Below are 14,826 nucleotides of genomic sequence, written 5' to 3' on the forward strand. Positions count from 1 at the left end.
GGCCGGGAACAGAAAACAAAGAAAAACGAACACCGTTATGCGGTGAAGGGAGGACGACATGAAGAAGACGCCTTTGAACGGTTGGAAATCGTCTCTTGCGGTGACGCGCCGTCGTGCGCTCGCGGTCGGCGGAGGGCTGCTCATGCTGGCCGCCGCCGGCAGTGCACGCGCGGATGACGGACCGGTGAAGATCGGCATCATCACGCCCAAGCAGGGGCCGAGCGCGGCCATCGGCCTGCACATGGCCCGGGGCGCGGAGCTCGCCGTGGCGCTGGAGGGGGGCAAGGTCCTCGGCCGGCCGGTGGAGACCGTCTGGCTCGACGAGGCGAGCCCGCAGATCTCCCAGCAGAACATGCAGCGCATGGCCGACGAATATAAGGTCGCCGGTGTCGTGGGCGGCAATTCCAGCGCCGCGGTTCTGGCCATGATGAGCGTCGCCCAGCGCGAGAAGGTGCCGCTCATCGCCGCGGGCGCCGCCGCGCGCGAGATCACCGGCGCCAACTGCAACCGCTATACGTTCCGCACCCAGGCGCCGGCGCTGGTGCAGCTGAAAAGCGTGTTCGGCGACCTGAAGGGCAAGAAGATCTACTTCATGACACCGTCCTACGCCTTCGGCCAGGACGTGCTGCGCTCGGCCCGCTCCGTGCTCCAGGAAGCCGGCGCCACCGAGGTCGGCAACGACGAGGTACCGGTCAATACCGCGGACTACAGCTCCTACATCCTGAAGATCCGGCAGGCGAAGCCGGACGTGGTGGTGGGTGCGCTGGTCGGCCTCGACCTGTCCAACTTCATGAAACAGTGGAACGAACTGGGCATGAAGGGGCGCATCCCGATCTACGAGGTGGCGGTCAGCGACACCGACTTCTGGGATATCGGCGCCACCGCCGCCACCGGCACCCATGTGAAGCCCTGGTATTACAACGACCCCAAGAACAGCGAGCGCGAGAAGGCCTTCACCAAGGCGTATATCGAGAAGTACGGCCAGCCGCCCTCCGACAAGGCCTGGTCGGGCTGGGTCGCCATGCGCGCCCTGCTGGAATCCATCGACAAGGCGAAGTCCACGAGCCCGCAGGCGGTCGTGGCGGCGCTCGAGACCTGGCAGGCGAAGGACGGCGTCGTCCCCTACGGCTTCCGGGCCTTCGACCACCAGCTGGTGCGCCCCGCCGTGGTGGTGCGGCTGAAGGACAAGATCACCGACAAGTGGGACTACATGGACGTGGTGCGCTGGACCTCCGACACCGCGGACACGACCGAGAAGGCCTTCGGTACGAAGGCCGAGATCGGCTGCACCATGGACCCGTCCTAGGCCCTGACCGAACAACAAGCTGACCAGAACGGGAACGCGTCATGGAGATCATCCTGTCGCAGGCCGCGAACGGACTTGTATTGGGATTCATCTACGTCCTGATCGCCGTCGGCCTGTCCATCACCTTCGGCATGCTCGGCATCGTGAACTTCGCCCACGGCGCGTTCTTCGCGCTGGGAGCCTATTTCGCCTACGAGCTGAAGATGCGGTTCGGCTGGCCTGCGGTGGTGTTCGCGCCCCTGCTGGTGGCGGCCATCGGCATCGTGGTCGAAATCGTGGTGATCCGGCGTCTCTACGGCAAGGACCCGCTGGTCAGCCTTGTCATCACCTTCGCCCTGGCGCTCCTGATCGAGGCGATCATCCGCTTCGTCTGGGGCGCCGACGGCAAGCCGCTTGCGCCGCCGGAGTTCCTGAGCGGCTTCGTCGAGCTCGGCCCCATCTTCATGACGCAGTACCGCGTAGCTGTCCTCGGCTTCACCATCCTCGCGCTCGTGGCGTTGTGGGCTTTCATGAACTTCACGCCCTACGGCCGCATCCTGAAGGCCGGCAGCCGCGATCCTGAAATGGTGGACATGCTCGGCATCAACCTGCCGCTCGTGCTCACCGGCGTGTTCGGCCTCGGCTGCGGTCTCGCCGCTCTCGCCGGAGTGCTCGCCGGCCCGCTGTGGACGGTGTCTCCCTCCATGGCCGCCAACGCCATCATGCCCGCATTCGTCATCGTCGCCATCGGCGGTCTCGGCTCCTTCGCCGGAGCGCTGGTGGCGGGCCTCGCGGTGGGGGTCGTCATGTCCCTCACCATCCAGTTCTGGCCCCAGGCCTCCACCGCCTCGATGTATGCCCTGATGCTTCTCGTGCTCCTGCTGCGTCCGCGCGGCCTGCTCGGCACCCGCTGGGAGCGTTTCGAATGAAACCGCTCCTGCGTGCACTCACTTCGCCGGTGGCGATTGCCGGCGTGACGCTCGTCGCCCTCACCGGCCTCGCCGTCCTCACCGGCGCCGCCATCAATCACGTCACCCAGATCGCCATCTATGCGCTCTACGCCGTGGGCGTGAATGTGCTGATCGGGTATCTCGGGCTGGTGCCGTTCGGCGCCTCCCTGTTCTTCGGCTGCGCGAGCTACGCGGTGGCGCTTACCCTCGGGCGCGTCCTCGGCAACGAGATACTGGCGCTCGCTTGGGCCATCCTGTTCTCGCTGCTGCTGTCCGCGGTGCTGGGGGCGATCATCCTGCGGCGCAAGGGGCTCTATTTCTCGCTCATCACCCTCGCCTGCTCGCAGGTGGCGTTCGAGATCGCCTTCAAGTGGACCGAGATGACCGGCGGCGAGAACGGCATCCAGAACGTGCCACGGCCGCTGTTCCCGGATGCCGTTGCCTTCCACTGGTTCACGCTGGTGGTGGTGGTGCTCGGCCTCGCCGTGCTGTGGCAGCTCGCGCACACGCCGTTCGGGCGGCTGATGCAGGCCGTACGCGACAACGAGCAGCGCACCACCATGCTCGGCTACAACACCTTCGTCATCCGCTGGATCGGCTTCTGCATCAGCGGCATGGCGGTGGGCGCGGCCGGCGGTCTCCTCGCCATGATGCTCCAGGGCGCCTATGCCGACAACATGAGCTGGCAGCGGGCCGGCGACCCGGTGCTGATGGCGGCGCTCGGCGGCGTGCATCACTTCCTCGGCCCGATCTGGGGCGCCATCACCTTCCTCATCCTGGAGAACGAGCTCAGCGTCATCACCGAAAACTGGTGGCTGATCTTCGCGCCCATCATCATCGTGTTCGCGCTTCTGTCGCCGGAAGGCATGGCCGGCATCGTCCAGCGCTTGCGCCGGCGCGAAAGCTGGGCACTGACCCGCAAGGGCATTCCCCCGCGTCCCGCCGTCATCCGTCCCTATGTGTCGGCGCTGGCCGGCAGGGGTGCGGCGTCGAGCGAGCCGGTGCTCTCGGTGCGCGGGCTGAGCAAGAAGTTCGGCTCCATCGTGACGCAGGCCGACATCTCCCTCGATGTCCACGCCAACCAGCTGCACAGCATCATCGGCCCCAACGGCGCGGGAAAGACCACCTTCTTCAACATCCTCACCGGGCTCATCCGTCCGGATGACGGCCGCATCCTGTTCGAAGGCGCGGACATCACGACGCTGAAGCCGCATCAGCGCGCCCAGCGCGGCATCGCCCGCTCGTTCCAGATCCTCAGCGTGTTCCCGCATCTCACCGTGTTCGAGAACGTGCGGATCGCCGTCGCCCGCTCCCGCGGCTTCTGGCACGGCTGGTGGCGCGACGCCTACCGCGATGACGAGACCAACATGAAGGTGTGGTCCGCCCTCGCCGCCGTGGGCCTCGCCGACCGGGCGGCGGACCTGTCCTCCGAACTCTCCCACGGCGAGAACCGCCTTCTGGAGATCGCCATCACCCTCGCCGGCAACGCCTCGGTGCTGCTGCTCGACGAGCCGCTGGCGGGCCTCGCCGAGACCGACCGAAAGGTGGTGAGCGACCTCATCGTGCGGCTGTCCAAGAGCCACACCGTGATGCTCATCGAGCACGACATCGATCGCGTGCTGTCCCTGTCGGATCGCATCACCGTGCTGCACCAGGGACGGCTCATCGCCGATGGCAAGCCGCAGGTCGTGGCCCGCAATCCCGAGGTCATCTCCGCCTACATGGGCAAGGCCAAGGGCGACGCCGGCACCGAACGCGAGAGCGTGCGCCCGCAGGTTCGCGCGGAGGCTCCCGCCGCCGCGAAGCCGGTGCTCCTCTCCTTCAAGGACGTCTGCGCCGGCTACGGCGGCGGCACGGTGCTGGAAGGCCTGGACCTGGAGGTGCGGGAATCCGAGGTGGTGGCGCTGCTCGGCCGCAACGGCGTCGGCAAGACCACGGCGCTGCGCACCATGATGGGCGCCATCCACGCCCACGAAGGGCGCGTCACCTTCGCCGGCGAGGACATCACGGCGCTGCGGGCGGACCGCATCAACCGCATGGGCATTTCCATCGTGCCCGAGGGCCGGCGGCTGTTCCCCAACCTCACGGTGCAGGAAAACCTGGCGCTGGCCGCCCGCGCGGGTGGTGCCGGACTGGACGAGGTCTGCGATCTCTTCCCCAAGCTGCGCATCCTCATGCGCAACAAGGCGGAGAACCTCTCCGGCGGCGAGCGGCAGATGGTGGCCATCGCCCGCGCCCTGATGGTGCCGAGCCGCCTCATCCTGCTCGACGAGCCCTACGAGGGCCTCGCCCCGGCCGTGGTGCAGGAGGTGAAGGAGGCGGTGCTGAAGCTCACCACGCGGGCCAGTCTCGTCATCGTCGAGCACCACGCGGAGGAGGTGCTGGCCATGGCCGACCGCGCCTACGTGCTGGTCAACGGCCAGGTCGCCTTCGCCGGCGCGGCGCAGACCCTCGCCCACGACATCGCCTTGCAGGACCGCCTGCTCGGCATCGCGGCCGCCTGATCTCTTTCACAAACAGCGGCGGGCGCAGGCCTGCCACGGAGAAGACGAAAATGACCCTTGTCGTTGCCGACCCCCATGCCCACGCCGACGCCACCAGCAAGCCCGAGGCGGTGACGCGCAATCTCGGCGAACTGCTGTGGATCCAGTATCCCGGCCATCACGGACAGGCGCTCTCCAAGGCCATCGTCACGCCGGACCTCGTGGGCAGCCGCTTCTTCGACCACCGCATCTCCTGCTACGAGCCGGGCGCGTTCGTGGAGAGCCATGTCCACAAGGTGCAGGAGCAGATCTATCACGTGCTCTCCGGCGAGGGCGTGCTGGTGGTGGATGGCGAGCGCCGCCTCGTGCGGTCCAACGACGTCACCTACATCCCGCCCGGGGTGGTCCACGAATTCCACTGCACCGGCACCGACACGCTGGTGTTCCTCGTCATCACCAGCCCGCCCACCGACGAAGATCCGGCGGCAAAGGGCGGAGCCGGCGCATGAGCCGCATTCTCGTCACCGGCGGCGGCGGCTGGCTCGGCAGCGCCATCGTCCGCGCCCTCCTGGCGCGCGGCCACGCGGTGATCGCCACCGACGTGGTGATCCCCCCGGCGCTGGAGGCGCTCGCCGCCTCCGACCCGCGCCTGACCTGCGCCACCGCGGATCTCGGCGAATGGCCGCAGGTGGTGGGCCTGTTCCGCGCCCATGCCCCCGACGCGGTCGTGCACTGCGCGGCTATCGTGGGCGTCGTGCAGTGCGCCGACCTGCCGCTGAAGGCCATGCGGGTCAATGTGGAAGGCGCGGTCAACGTGTTCGAGGCCATGCGCCTCTCCGGCGTGAAGCGGATGGTGCACGTCAGCACCGAGGAAACCTACGGCGACTTCACAGCGCCGATGATCGACGAGGACCACCCGCAGAAGCCCACCAGCATCTACGGGCTCACCAAGCTGGCGGTGGAGCACTATGGGCGCGCCTACGGGCGCGACCACGGCCTCGAATGCATCAATGTGCGCACCTGCTGGGTCTACGGCCCGCATCTGCCGCGCCCGCGCATGCCCAAGACCTATATCGACGCCGCGCTGAAGGGCGAGGCGCTGCGCATTCCGGCCGGCGGCGATCTGGCCGTGGATCAGGTCTACATCTCCGACACCGTGGCCGGCGTGGTGCTGGCGCTGGAGAAGGCGGAACACCGCTTCGACGCCTACAACATCGCCACCGGCGCCGCGCCCACCCTCGCCGACGTGGCGGGGCTGGTGAATGCCGCCGTCCCCGGCGCGCGCATCACGGTGGACCCCGGCCCCTATCTCCACGGCGGCCGCATCCTGACCGCGCGCAAGGGTGCGCTCGACATCTCCCGCGCCCGCGCCGAGCTCGGCTACGCGCCCCAATACGACATCGCGCGCGGCATCGCCGAGATGATCGCCATCAGCCGGGCCGCAGCCGGCCTCTGAAAGGAATGCGCACCATGAGGCCCCTGGCCATCGTCATCGGCGGAACCCGCGGGATCGGCCTGTCCTGCGTCAACCGCCTCCTCGCCGACGGATACGCCGTCGCCAGCACCTATGTCTCGGCCGGTGCCCCGCCCGAGCAAGAGCACGTGCGCGCCTATGCGGCGGACGTGACGGACGAAGCCTCCGTCGCGGCCCTGTTCGCGGCGGCGAAGGCCGATTTCGGGACTGCGCCGCGCGCCGTGGTGGTGAATGCCGGCATCAACGTGCCGCCCGCCCCGCTCGCCGATTTCCCGAGCGCGGATTTCGCCCGGCTCCTGAGCGTGAACCTCACCGGCGCCTTCAATGCGCTGCGCGAGGCGGCGCGCCATGTGGAGGACGAGGGGGCCATCGTCGCGCTCTCCACCTCGCTGGTGCGCCGGCCGCTGCCGGGAGCCGGCCCCTACATCGCCTCCAAGGCGGCGGTGGAGGCGCTGGTCCGCTCGCTCGCCATCGAGCTGGCCCCGCGCCGCGTGCGGGTGAATGCGGTGGCGCCGGGGCCGGTCGATACCGACCTCTTCCGCTCCGGCAAGAATGATGAAGCGGTGAAGCGCTCCGCCGCCCTGAGCCTGTTCAATCGGGTCGGCCATGCGGATGAGATCGCCGAGGTGGTCGGCTTCCTCGTGTCGTCGAAGGCGAGCTGGATGGACGGCCAGATCGTCCAGCCCAACGGCGGCCTGGTCTGAGCTGCCGCCATGCCCGCGCCCGCCCCACTGTCCAGCGCCGTCCCGCGCCAGCCCGCTTCCGCCTCAGGCGTGAGCGGCGATGCGTGGCGGCTCCGGCGTGGCCCGCTCGGGCTCTTCCGGATCGGACAGCTCGACCCCCTGCCACCGGCCGCGCTCGACCAGCTCGCGGACCAGCTGGATCAGTTCCGCCCGTACCAGCGCGGTCGCGTCGGACATCTTGTCGGCGGGCTGGGAGAACAGGTAGTTGGGCCGGGTGATGGACGCGTTGCTGATGCGCAGGCAGCGCCAGTTCTTGCTCTGCGCGGACCCGTGCACATGCACCGCCGCCATGGGCTTGATGGTGGCGCCCATGCCCTGGGACAGGCACGACATCAGGAGCGGCAGGGAGTCGATTTCGGCGAGGGGCATCAGCTTGATGTTGAGCCGCTCGTACTCGATCTCGATGCGCCGTCTCAAACCATGTCCCTGGCTGGGCAGGATCAGGGGCAGGTCGACGATCTCCTCCAGCGTGATGGTGTCGCGCAGGCGCGGGAAAAGCGGGCTGTTGCAGGGCAGGATGACGAACAATTCCTCGGTCAGCAGCGCCGTGCGGCTCCAGTCCGGCACGGCGGCGGGACCGAACAGGATGGCGAGGTCCAGCTGACCGCTGATGGCCATGTGCTGGATGTGGCCGCTCAGCCCCTCCACGATGTTCACGCAGACGCCCGGAAACCGCTCCTGCATCCGCTCGATCAGCGGCATGCCCACTTGGCACAAGGTGGTGGGCGCGAGGCCGACGCTGACCCGGCCGGTGGTCTCCGCCGTGTTCTGGCGGGCGAGCGCCAGGGCATGGTCCAGCTGGCGCAGGATGAACTTGGCGTGGCGGAACAGGGTGTGGCCGTTGCTGGTGGGGCTCACGCCCTTGGCGGAGCGCACCAGCAGGGGTGCCCCCACCTCCTGCTCCAGCCGCGCGATCTGCTGGCTCAGGGCCGGCTGGGCGATGAGAAGCTGGCGCGAGGCCTTGGCGAAGCCCCCGCACTCCACGATCGCGACGAAATACTTGAGCTGTCGCGTATCCATGCGCGCGTTCCCTCCTCCACCCGTTCTTATTCTGGCCGCCCCTCCGGCTGGCACGAGCGGATGCCCTGGAGAGACGGCGCCCGCAATGAAGCGCCTATTCGGCAATGTCGCAAGAGCTTTGACATTCCGCCTCTCGATACCGCAGGACCGGCGAATAGCTTCTTCTGGGCCGCTTCCGGAGGGGCGAGCGAGCCCCAACACCCACCATCATTTCATATTGCGAGTTCATATATCGCATTATGAAGTGAACCCGAGATCAAGAGAAACGGCGCCGGGCGCCGGTCAAGGAAGAGGACACTCCCATGCCCAAGGGCGCAGAACTCATCACCGAATTCCTCATCAAGGAAAAAGTGCCTTACGTGGTCGGCATCTGCGGGCACGGCAATGTGGGCATGCTGGACGTGCTGCATCAGGCCCGCGCGGACATCACGCTCATTTCGCCCCGACATGAGCAGGTCGCCGCTCACATGGCGGATGGCTATTTCCGGGTGAAGCACGCGCCGCTGGCCACCCTCACCTCCTGCGGTCCGGGCTCCGCCAACATGGTGATGGGAACGGCGGTGGCGCTCACCGATTCCTCCGCCTTCCTCGCCATCACCGCCAACGTGCCCACCAGCCAGTTCAACCGCAGCCCCTTCCAGGAGCTGAACCGGCACAACCAGGCTGACTTCGCCAACGTCATGCGCCCGGTGGTGAAGCGCTCGTTCCAGCCGACGCGGGTGGACATGCTTCCGCTGGCCCTGCGCCAGTCCATGAGCACCATGCTTTCCGGCCGGCCCGGACCGGTCAATCTCGACGTGCCGTTCAACGTGTTCCAGGAGGAGGCCGATATCGGCCTCGAACCCGGCGCGCCCGCACTCATCAACGAGCGCCGCAGCGCCGCGGCACCGGAGGACGTGGCGACCGCCGTCGACCTCATGCTCGCCGCCGAGCGGCCTGTGCTGTTCATCGGCCACGGCGTCGCCCTCTCCGAAGCTGCGGAGGAGCTCACGGCGCTGGCGCAGCGTCTCTCCATTCCCGTCATCAGCTCGCCGAACGGCATGGGCTGCCTCGACATGGAGGACCCGCTCTCCCTTGGCTTCATCGGCCGCAACGGCGCCTATCCCGCCAACCAGGCCGGGCGCACCTGCGATCTGGTGATCGCCGTGGGCGCGCGGTTCGACGATCGCTCGGCCTCCTCCTGGATGCCCGGCTATTCCTGGAACTTCCCCACCTCCAAGCTCATCCATGTGGACGTGGATCACGCCGAGATCGGCCGCAACTACGCCCCGACCCTGCCCATCCTCGCCGATGCCCGCTCCTTCCTGCGCCAGGTGCTGGCGGAGCTGGACCGGCGCAACCTCGACCCCGGCGCGCGGCTGGCGCCGTGGCACGCGTCCATCGCCGGATGGCGGTCGGAGTGGGATGCGTTCGTCGCGCCCAATTTCGACATCGACAGCACGCCCATCCGTCCCGAGGCCATCGTGCGCGCCTGCGCCGAGGTGCTGCCGGACGACGCCATCCTCACCTTCGATGCGGGCGTTCACCACAACTGGTTCATGCAGTTCTGGAAGGCCCGCCGGCCCCAGACCATGCTCAACAGCTGGGGCTATTCGGGCATGGGCTTCGGCCCGGCGAGCGCGCTCGGCGCGAAGCTCGCGGCACCGGACCGGCCGGTCATCTCGGTGTGCGGCGACGGCGGCTTCACCATGGTGCCGCACGTGCTGTGCACGGCGGTGGAGTACAACATCCCCGTGGTCTGGGTGGTGTGGAACAACTTCGCCTGGGGCGCCATCCGCGACATCCAGTATGGCCTGTTCGAGGGCCGCGAGCTGGGCACCGCCTTCTATCGCGGCGAGAACGGCGAGCCCTACAATCCGGACTTCGCGCTGTGGGCCAAGGCGGCGGGCGTCGAGGCCGTCACCATCACCCGCACCGCCGACTTCGCCGAGGCCCTGCGCATCGCGGTCGCGTCCGGCCGTCCCTATCTGATCGACGTGCATGTGGACGCCAATGTCCGCCCGCCTGCGACCGGCGCCTGGGCGCTGCCGCCTGTTCCGCACAAGGAGCCGGTGTTCGGCCGCCGCCTGCTGCCCGGCGATCTCGACCATGCGTTCTGAAGACCAGAGCGGCCCCGCCGCCGCGTCGGAGGCCTACGACGTGGTGGTGATCGGCGCCGGGGCGGCCGGCCTTGCGGCGGCGGCCACCGCGGCGGCGCGGGGGCTGTCCGTGGCCGTGGTGGAGAGTTCGCCCTTCGTGGGCGGCACCTCCGCCATTTCCGGCGGCATGGTCTGGGCGCCGGGCAACGACAAATCCCCGCAATTGAACGACAGCCCGGACGCCGTGCGGCGCTATCTCGGCGCCACCGTGCCGGGGGATGCGGGGCGGGAGGCGCGGGAGGCCTTTCTTGCGCGCGCCGGGGAGGCCGTCGCCTTCCTGGAGCGCAACACGGCCGTGCGGCTGCGGCCGGTCGCGTCCTATCCGGACTATTATCCCGACACGCCGGGGGCGACGGCCGGCGGCCGGGTGCTGGAGCCGGTACCGTTCGATGCGCGCCGCCTGGGCCAGGCCTTCGCCCTGCTTCGGCCGCCCCTGCCGGAATTCACCCTGTTCGGCGGCATGATGGTGAGCCGCGCCGACATCCCCCACTTCCGCAAGGTGGGGCGCTCCCTGAAATCGACGCTCCGTGTCGCCCGGCTGACGGCCGCCTATGCCCTCCAGCGGCTCTCCGCCCCGCGCGGGACCACCCTCTATCTCGGCAACGCGCTCATGGCGGCGCTGCTGCGCTCCGTCCTCGACCGGAAGGTGACGCTGCTGCTCGCGACGGCGGCGGTCGCACTGGAGCGGGACGGGAATGGCCGCGTCTGCGGCGTCACGGTGGAGAAGAACGGGGCGCGCAGGGTCGTGCGCGCCAGACGCGGTGTCTGCCTCGCCTCGGGCGGATGCTCGCGGGATGACGCGCTCCGGGCCGCGCACCTTCCGGCCGCCGCCGGCCGCCTCACCGCCACCGTCGCTTCGGGCGCGCCCGCTGGCGGCGTGCGGCTGGCGCTGGAGGCTGGCGCCCGCCTCGCCGAGCCGGCGGGCAACAATGCGTTCTGGGTGCCCGCCTCGCGCTTCCGCCGTGCCGACGGCAGTGAGGCCGTGTTTCCCCACACCGTGACGGATCGCGGCAAGCCCGGCCTCATCGCGGTGGACGCGACGGGCCGGCGCTTCGTCAACGAGGCCTTGTCCTATCACGAGTTCGTCCTCGCCATGCTGCGCGCGGGCAACCGGGCCGTGCCGGCCTTTCTGATCTGCGACAAGCACTTCCTGTGGACCTACGGTCTCGGCCGCATCCGCCCCTTTACCCTGTCGGTGCAGGCGGAGCTGGACAGCGGCTATCTGAAGACAGGCGCCACCATCGAGGCGCTCGCCGAGCGCATCGGCGTGCCGCCGGACGTGCTCGCGGCCACGGTGACGCGCTTCAACTCCCATGCACGGGACGGAAAAGACCCCGAGTTCGGGCGCGGCGGCGACATCTACCAGCGCCATTTCGGCGATGCGGACATCAAGCCCAATCCCAATGTGGCGCCCATCACCGCCGCCCCGTTCTACGCGGTGGCGGTGCATCCGGCCGATCTCGGCATGTCGCTCGGCCTCGCCACGGACGCCGGGGCGCGGGTGCTCGACGCGAGCGGCACGGCCATTCCCGGCCTCTACGCCTGCGGCAACGACATGAATTCCATCATGAACGGGGCCTATCCCGGCCCCGGCATCACGCTCGGGCCGGCCATCACCTTCGGCTACGTCGCTGCCACCAACCTCGCCGCAGCCTGACCCCCAAAACCAAAAAGACGGAAGGACACGCCATGTTCGAGAACGTGCTCATCACCGGCGCCAACGGGCTGCTCGGCCGGGCGGTGGTGAAGGAGATGCAGGGCCGCGCCCGCGTCACCGGCTTCGACCTCAAGGCCGGCGATGCGCCGATTTCCTGGGAGACCGGCAACCTGACCGATGCCGCCGCCGTCGCCCGCGCGGTGAAGGGCAAGGATGCCATCCTGCAGATCGCCGCCATCCCCAACATCTGGTCGGGCGGCGGCGAGAAGATCATGCAGGTCAACGTGGTCGGCCTCTATCTGCTGCTGGAGGCGGCGGAGGCGGCCGGGGTGCGCCGGGTGGTGATCTGCTCGTCGGATTCCGTGCTCGGCTACACCGTGCGCGAGGGCAAGATGGTGCCCCCGTCCTATCTGCCCGTGGACCTCGCCCACCCGCTCAATCCCACCGATCCCTATGCGCTGAGCAAGCTCATGGGCGAGGAAGCGGGGCGCAGCTTCGCCACCCGCGGCATGGAGATCGTGGTGCTGCGCCCGGTCTTCGTCGCCTATCCCGAGATGTATGGCGAGATCCGCGCTCGCGCGGCCGCGCCCGACACCTATCGCGGAACCCCGGCGGGCGGGCCGTCGTCCGCCGGCGGTGGGCCATGCTGGCACCATGTGGACCCGCGCGACGCGGCGCGCGCCTTCCGGCTGGCGCTGGAGATGAAGACCGTCACGTTCGAGCGCTTCCTGCTGTGCGCCAACGTCACCCTCTCCCCCGAACCGACGCTGGAGCGCCTTGCCCGCCTCCTCGGCCGCACGCCGGAGGTCCGGCGGCCGGAGGTCTACGCCCGCAACCCCTTCGCGCCGATCTACGACCTCGACCCGGTGCGCGAGCGCCTCGGCTTCGACGCGGAATTCGACGCGCGCGCCATCGCCATACCGGCCGCGGCCTGATGGTGACGTGGCGCCGCTTGCCGCATTGCCGGTCCCCTTCCGGCGATGCGCGCAACAGGTGTATGGAAGGCACAAATCAACCTTTGGCGAGGAAAGGACCGCGCCCATGCCGCCAGCCGTCAGCAAGGAGGACAAGGGCGAGACCACCGGCGAACGCGGTGGCGTTCAGTCCATCGAGCGTGCCGTCGCGATCCTGACCGAGGTCTCGCGCAACTACGGCATCAGCCTTGCCGATCTGTCCCGGGCCGTGGGCCTGCACAGCAGCACCACGTTCCATCTGGTGCGGACGCTGGTCGCCGAGGGCATGGTGCGGCAGGATCGCGAGACCAAGCGCTATCACCTCGGCCGCACCATCTACCAGCTCGCCGCCAGCGCCTCGAGCGAGGTGGAGCTGGTCTCCGCCGCGATGCCCTTCCTGGAGGACCTCGCGACCCGGACCCGCGAGTTCAGCCATCTCGCCCTGCGCAGCGGTCATGACATCATCATCGCCGCAAAGGTCGCGGGAGACGGCGCCTTCCAGATGACCGAACGCAACGGCTCCGTGCGCCCCGCCCATGCGACGGCAGTCGGCAAAGTGCTTCTTGCCGCCATGGGCGACGGGCAATTGGCGCGCTACCTGGAGAGCGCTCCCTTCGCGGCCTTCACCGCGCGCACCATCACCGATGCCGAACGGCTGAGGGCGGAGATCACCAGCGTGCGCGCCGCGGGCATCGCCTATGACGACACCGAGTTCCACGACGAGGTCCGCTGCCTCGCCGTCCCCATCCGCGACTTCCGCGGCGAGGTAGTGGCGGCGGCCGGCGTGTCGGGTCCGGTCTGGCGCCTCAGCCTGCCGCGGCTGCACGAGCTCGCCGCGCAGGTGAAGGACACATGCGCGCTCATCTCCCGGGAGCTCGGCCACCGGTCCGGGACGCTCTGACACCCCAACGTCCCGCTGCAAGATAGGCCGTCCCCGGCTCCGCCGCCGGACGCTGCCGCACGCCCGCAACTCGAACCGCAAGGAAGCGCCTATGAACCGCACGCCGCCCACCGCGAGCTTCGGCATCAACACCTATTCCTACACCTTCAGCCGGCCGGCGGCCGCCTGTGTCCGCAGCGCGGCGGAGGCGGGCTATTGCGGCATCGAGCTGATGATCTATCCCGGCCATTTGTGGGAAGGCGCATCGGATGATGCCGGCCCGGCGGCGGTGCGGCGCGCGCTGGAGGAGACGGGGCTCGCGGCCGTATCGGTCAACGGTCCGAACATCGATCTCAACATCGCCGCGGCGGTGGAGGAGATGCGGGCCTATTCGCTGCGCACGCTGGAGAGCCATATCCGGATCGCCGGCGAGATCGGCGCGCGGTTCCTGGTCCTCGGCCCCGGCAAGGCCAACCCGCTGTTTCCGCTCGACCGGGGGATCCTCCTCGGCCACCTCTTCGCCGCGCTCGACCGCCTTCTCCCGCTCGCGGACCGCTGCGGCGTGAAGATCTCGGTCGAGAACATGCCCTTCGCCTTCCTACCCTCCGCCACCGACATCCTCGACGCGCTCGCGGCCTACGGCCATCCCGGCATCGGCGTCATCTATGACGTGGCCAATGCCCATTTCATCGGGGAAGACCCCTGCGCGGGCCTCCGGCTGGTGCAGCAGCGGCTCGACCTCGTCCACCTGTCGGACACCACGCGCACGCTCTACCGACACGATCCCATCGGCATGGGCGACGTGGATTTCGCCGCCGTGCCGCCGGTGCTGGCAGAGATCGGCTATGACCGCGCCACCATGCTGGAGATCATTTCCCGCAGGCCCGACGACGATATTGCCGAGGGCGCCGCGCGGCTCGCCGCCATGGGCTTCGGCCCGCCCTATGGTCCTGATGCCGGAGCCTGACCGCGCTCATCTACTGATACCCAAGGAGCCATGGGGGTCTCCCTTGGGGCGGGCCGGACCCAACGGATTGGGCCCCAACGCCCATCCCGACGCAAAACGGCGATGTAGGGTATGAAGTGAGACGCGAAGGAATACTGAACCGCGCCGGGTTTGTCGGAGGCTCCAACTCCTGAGAAGGTGGAGCCATGACGAGCAAGACGACGAACAAGTTTTCGCCTGAGGTGCGGGTCCGCGCGGTGCGGATGGTGCTGGACCACGAGGGCGAGCATCCATCCC

Annotated in this window: 12 protein-coding genes; 11 read left to right on the forward strand and 1 reads right to left on the reverse strand. The window is 68.8% G+C overall.

The features are described 5' to 3' along the window. The first annotated feature begins 58 nt into the window (after window positions 1–58). Genes ACE3QW_RS14940 through ACE3QW_RS14965 form a run of 6 tightly spaced genes read left to right on the forward strand, consistent with a single transcriptional unit; the run spans window position 59 to window position 6,896 of the window. Window positions 59–1,306 carry an ABC transporter substrate-binding protein gene (locus ACE3QW_RS14940; RefSeq protein ID WP_374252199.1) on the forward strand — a complete coding sequence of 416 codons (1,248 nt, stop codon included), beginning with the start codon at window positions 59–61 and terminating at the stop codon, window positions 1,304–1,306. Window positions 1,307–1,347: 41 nt separating this feature from the next. Next, window positions 1,348–2,214 (forward strand): branched-chain amino acid ABC transporter permease, encoded by an 867-nt coding sequence (locus ACE3QW_RS14945; RefSeq protein ID WP_029556510.1) that lies wholly within the window; start codon window positions 1,348–1,350, stop codon window positions 2,212–2,214. Next, window positions 2,211–4,739: an ATP-binding cassette domain-containing protein gene (locus ACE3QW_RS14950; RefSeq protein ID WP_374252201.1), complete on the forward strand. Its 2,529-nt coding sequence runs from the start codon at window positions 2,211–2,213 to the stop codon at window positions 4,737–4,739. The genes ACE3QW_RS14945 and ACE3QW_RS14950 overlap by 4 nt, the downstream gene beginning before the upstream one ends. A gap of 50 nt (window positions 4,740–4,789) precedes the next feature. Beyond that, window positions 4,790–5,227 carry a cupin domain-containing protein gene (locus tag ACE3QW_RS14955; protein WP_374252204.1) on the forward strand — a complete coding sequence of 146 codons (438 nt, stop codon included), beginning with the start codon at window positions 4,790–4,792 and terminating at the stop codon, window positions 5,225–5,227. Next, window positions 5,224–6,174, forward strand: coding sequence for an NAD(P)-dependent oxidoreductase (locus ACE3QW_RS14960; RefSeq protein ID WP_029556507.1), 951 nt, complete (start codon window positions 5,224–5,226; stop codon window positions 6,172–6,174). Before ACE3QW_RS14955 ends, ACE3QW_RS14960 begins: the two co-directional genes overlap by 4 nt. A gap of 14 nt (window positions 6,175–6,188) precedes the next feature. Then, window positions 6,189–6,896 carry an SDR family oxidoreductase gene (locus ACE3QW_RS14965; protein ID WP_374252206.1) on the forward strand — a complete coding sequence of 236 codons (708 nt, stop codon included), beginning with the start codon at window positions 6,189–6,191 and terminating at the stop codon, window positions 6,894–6,896. A 63-nt stretch (window positions 6,897–6,959) separates the two neighbouring features. On the opposite strand, the gene ACE3QW_RS14970 is transcribed toward ACE3QW_RS14965, so the two are convergent. Next, window positions 6,960–7,955, reverse strand: coding sequence for a LysR substrate-binding domain-containing protein (locus ACE3QW_RS14970; RefSeq protein WP_051678922.1), 996 nt, complete (start codon window positions 7,953–7,955; stop codon window positions 6,960–6,962). A 302-nt stretch (window positions 7,956–8,257) separates the two neighbouring features. Here ACE3QW_RS14970 and ACE3QW_RS14975 point away from each other — a divergent pair, with 302 nt between their 5' ends. The 5 genes from ACE3QW_RS14975 (at window position 8,258) to ACE3QW_RS14995 (ending at window position 14,550) form a co-directional block, all read left to right on the forward strand. After that, window positions 8,258–10,054 (forward strand): thiamine pyrophosphate-binding protein, encoded by a 1,797-nt coding sequence (locus tag ACE3QW_RS14975; protein ID WP_374252208.1) that lies wholly within the window; start codon window positions 8,258–8,260, stop codon window positions 10,052–10,054. Next, window positions 10,044–11,750: an FAD-dependent oxidoreductase gene (locus tag ACE3QW_RS14980; RefSeq protein ID WP_374252209.1), complete on the forward strand. Its 1,707-nt coding sequence runs from the start codon at window positions 10,044–10,046 to the stop codon at window positions 11,748–11,750. The genes ACE3QW_RS14975 and ACE3QW_RS14980 overlap by 11 nt, the downstream gene beginning before the upstream one ends. A 32-nt stretch (window positions 11,751–11,782) precedes the next feature. After that, window positions 11,783–12,685 carry an NAD-dependent epimerase/dehydratase family protein gene (locus ACE3QW_RS14985; protein WP_374252210.1) on the forward strand — a complete coding sequence of 301 codons (903 nt, stop codon included), beginning with the start codon at window positions 11,783–11,785 and terminating at the stop codon, window positions 12,683–12,685. A 106-nt stretch (window positions 12,686–12,791) separates the two neighbouring features. Next, window positions 12,792–13,604 (forward strand): IclR family transcriptional regulator, encoded by an 813-nt coding sequence (locus ACE3QW_RS14990; RefSeq protein ID WP_051678921.1) that lies wholly within the window; start codon window positions 12,792–12,794, stop codon window positions 13,602–13,604. Window positions 13,605–13,695: 91 nt separating this feature from the next. Then, a complete protein-coding gene (locus tag ACE3QW_RS14995; protein WP_374252212.1) occupies window positions 13,696–14,550 on the forward strand; it encodes a sugar phosphate isomerase/epimerase family protein in 855 nt (284 codons plus the stop codon). The last annotated feature ends 276 nt before the right edge of the window (window positions 14,551–14,826 follow it).

The sequence above is a fragment of the Xanthobacter sp. genome (assembly GCF_041911315.1).
GTDB lineage: Bacteria > Pseudomonadota > Alphaproteobacteria > Rhizobiales > Xanthobacteraceae > Xanthobacter > Xanthobacter aminoxidans.

What these genes read in the sequence shown, in the direction of transcription:
- ACE3QW_RS14940 (WP_374252199.1), top strand. Translation starts at nt 59, where the DNA reads ATGAAGAAGACGCCTTTGAACGGTTGGAAATCGTCTCTTGCGGTGACG.
- ACE3QW_RS14945 (WP_029556510.1), top strand. Translation starts at nt 1,348, where the DNA reads ATGGAGATCATCCTGTCGCAGGCCGCGAACGGACTTGTATTGGGATTC.
- ACE3QW_RS14950 (WP_374252201.1), top strand. Translation starts at nt 2,211, where the DNA reads ATGAAACCGCTCCTGCGTGCACTCACTTCGCCGGTGGCGATTGCCGGC.
- ACE3QW_RS14955 (WP_374252204.1), top strand. Translation starts at nt 4,790, where the DNA reads ATGACCCTTGTCGTTGCCGACCCCCATGCCCACGCCGACGCCACCAGC.
- ACE3QW_RS14960 (WP_029556507.1), top strand. Translation starts at nt 5,224, where the DNA reads ATGAGCCGCATTCTCGTCACCGGCGGCGGCGGCTGGCTCGGCAGCGCC.
- ACE3QW_RS14965 (WP_374252206.1), top strand. Translation starts at nt 6,189, where the DNA reads ATGAGGCCCCTGGCCATCGTCATCGGCGGAACCCGCGGGATCGGCCTG.
- ACE3QW_RS14970 (WP_051678922.1), bottom strand. Translation starts at nt 7,955, where the DNA reads ATGGATACGCGACAGCTCAAGTATTTCGTCGCGATCGTGGAGTGCGGG.
- ACE3QW_RS14975 (WP_374252208.1), top strand. Translation starts at nt 8,258, where the DNA reads ATGCCCAAGGGCGCAGAACTCATCACCGAATTCCTCATCAAGGAAAAA.
- ACE3QW_RS14980 (WP_374252209.1), top strand. Translation starts at nt 10,044, where the DNA reads ATGCGTTCTGAAGACCAGAGCGGCCCCGCCGCCGCGTCGGAGGCCTAC.
- ACE3QW_RS14985 (WP_374252210.1), top strand. Translation starts at nt 11,783, where the DNA reads ATGTTCGAGAACGTGCTCATCACCGGCGCCAACGGGCTGCTCGGCCGG.
- ACE3QW_RS14990 (WP_051678921.1), top strand. Translation starts at nt 12,792, where the DNA reads ATGCCGCCAGCCGTCAGCAAGGAGGACAAGGGCGAGACCACCGGCGAA.
- ACE3QW_RS14995 (WP_374252212.1), top strand. Translation starts at nt 13,696, where the DNA reads ATGAACCGCACGCCGCCCACCGCGAGCTTCGGCATCAACACCTATTCC.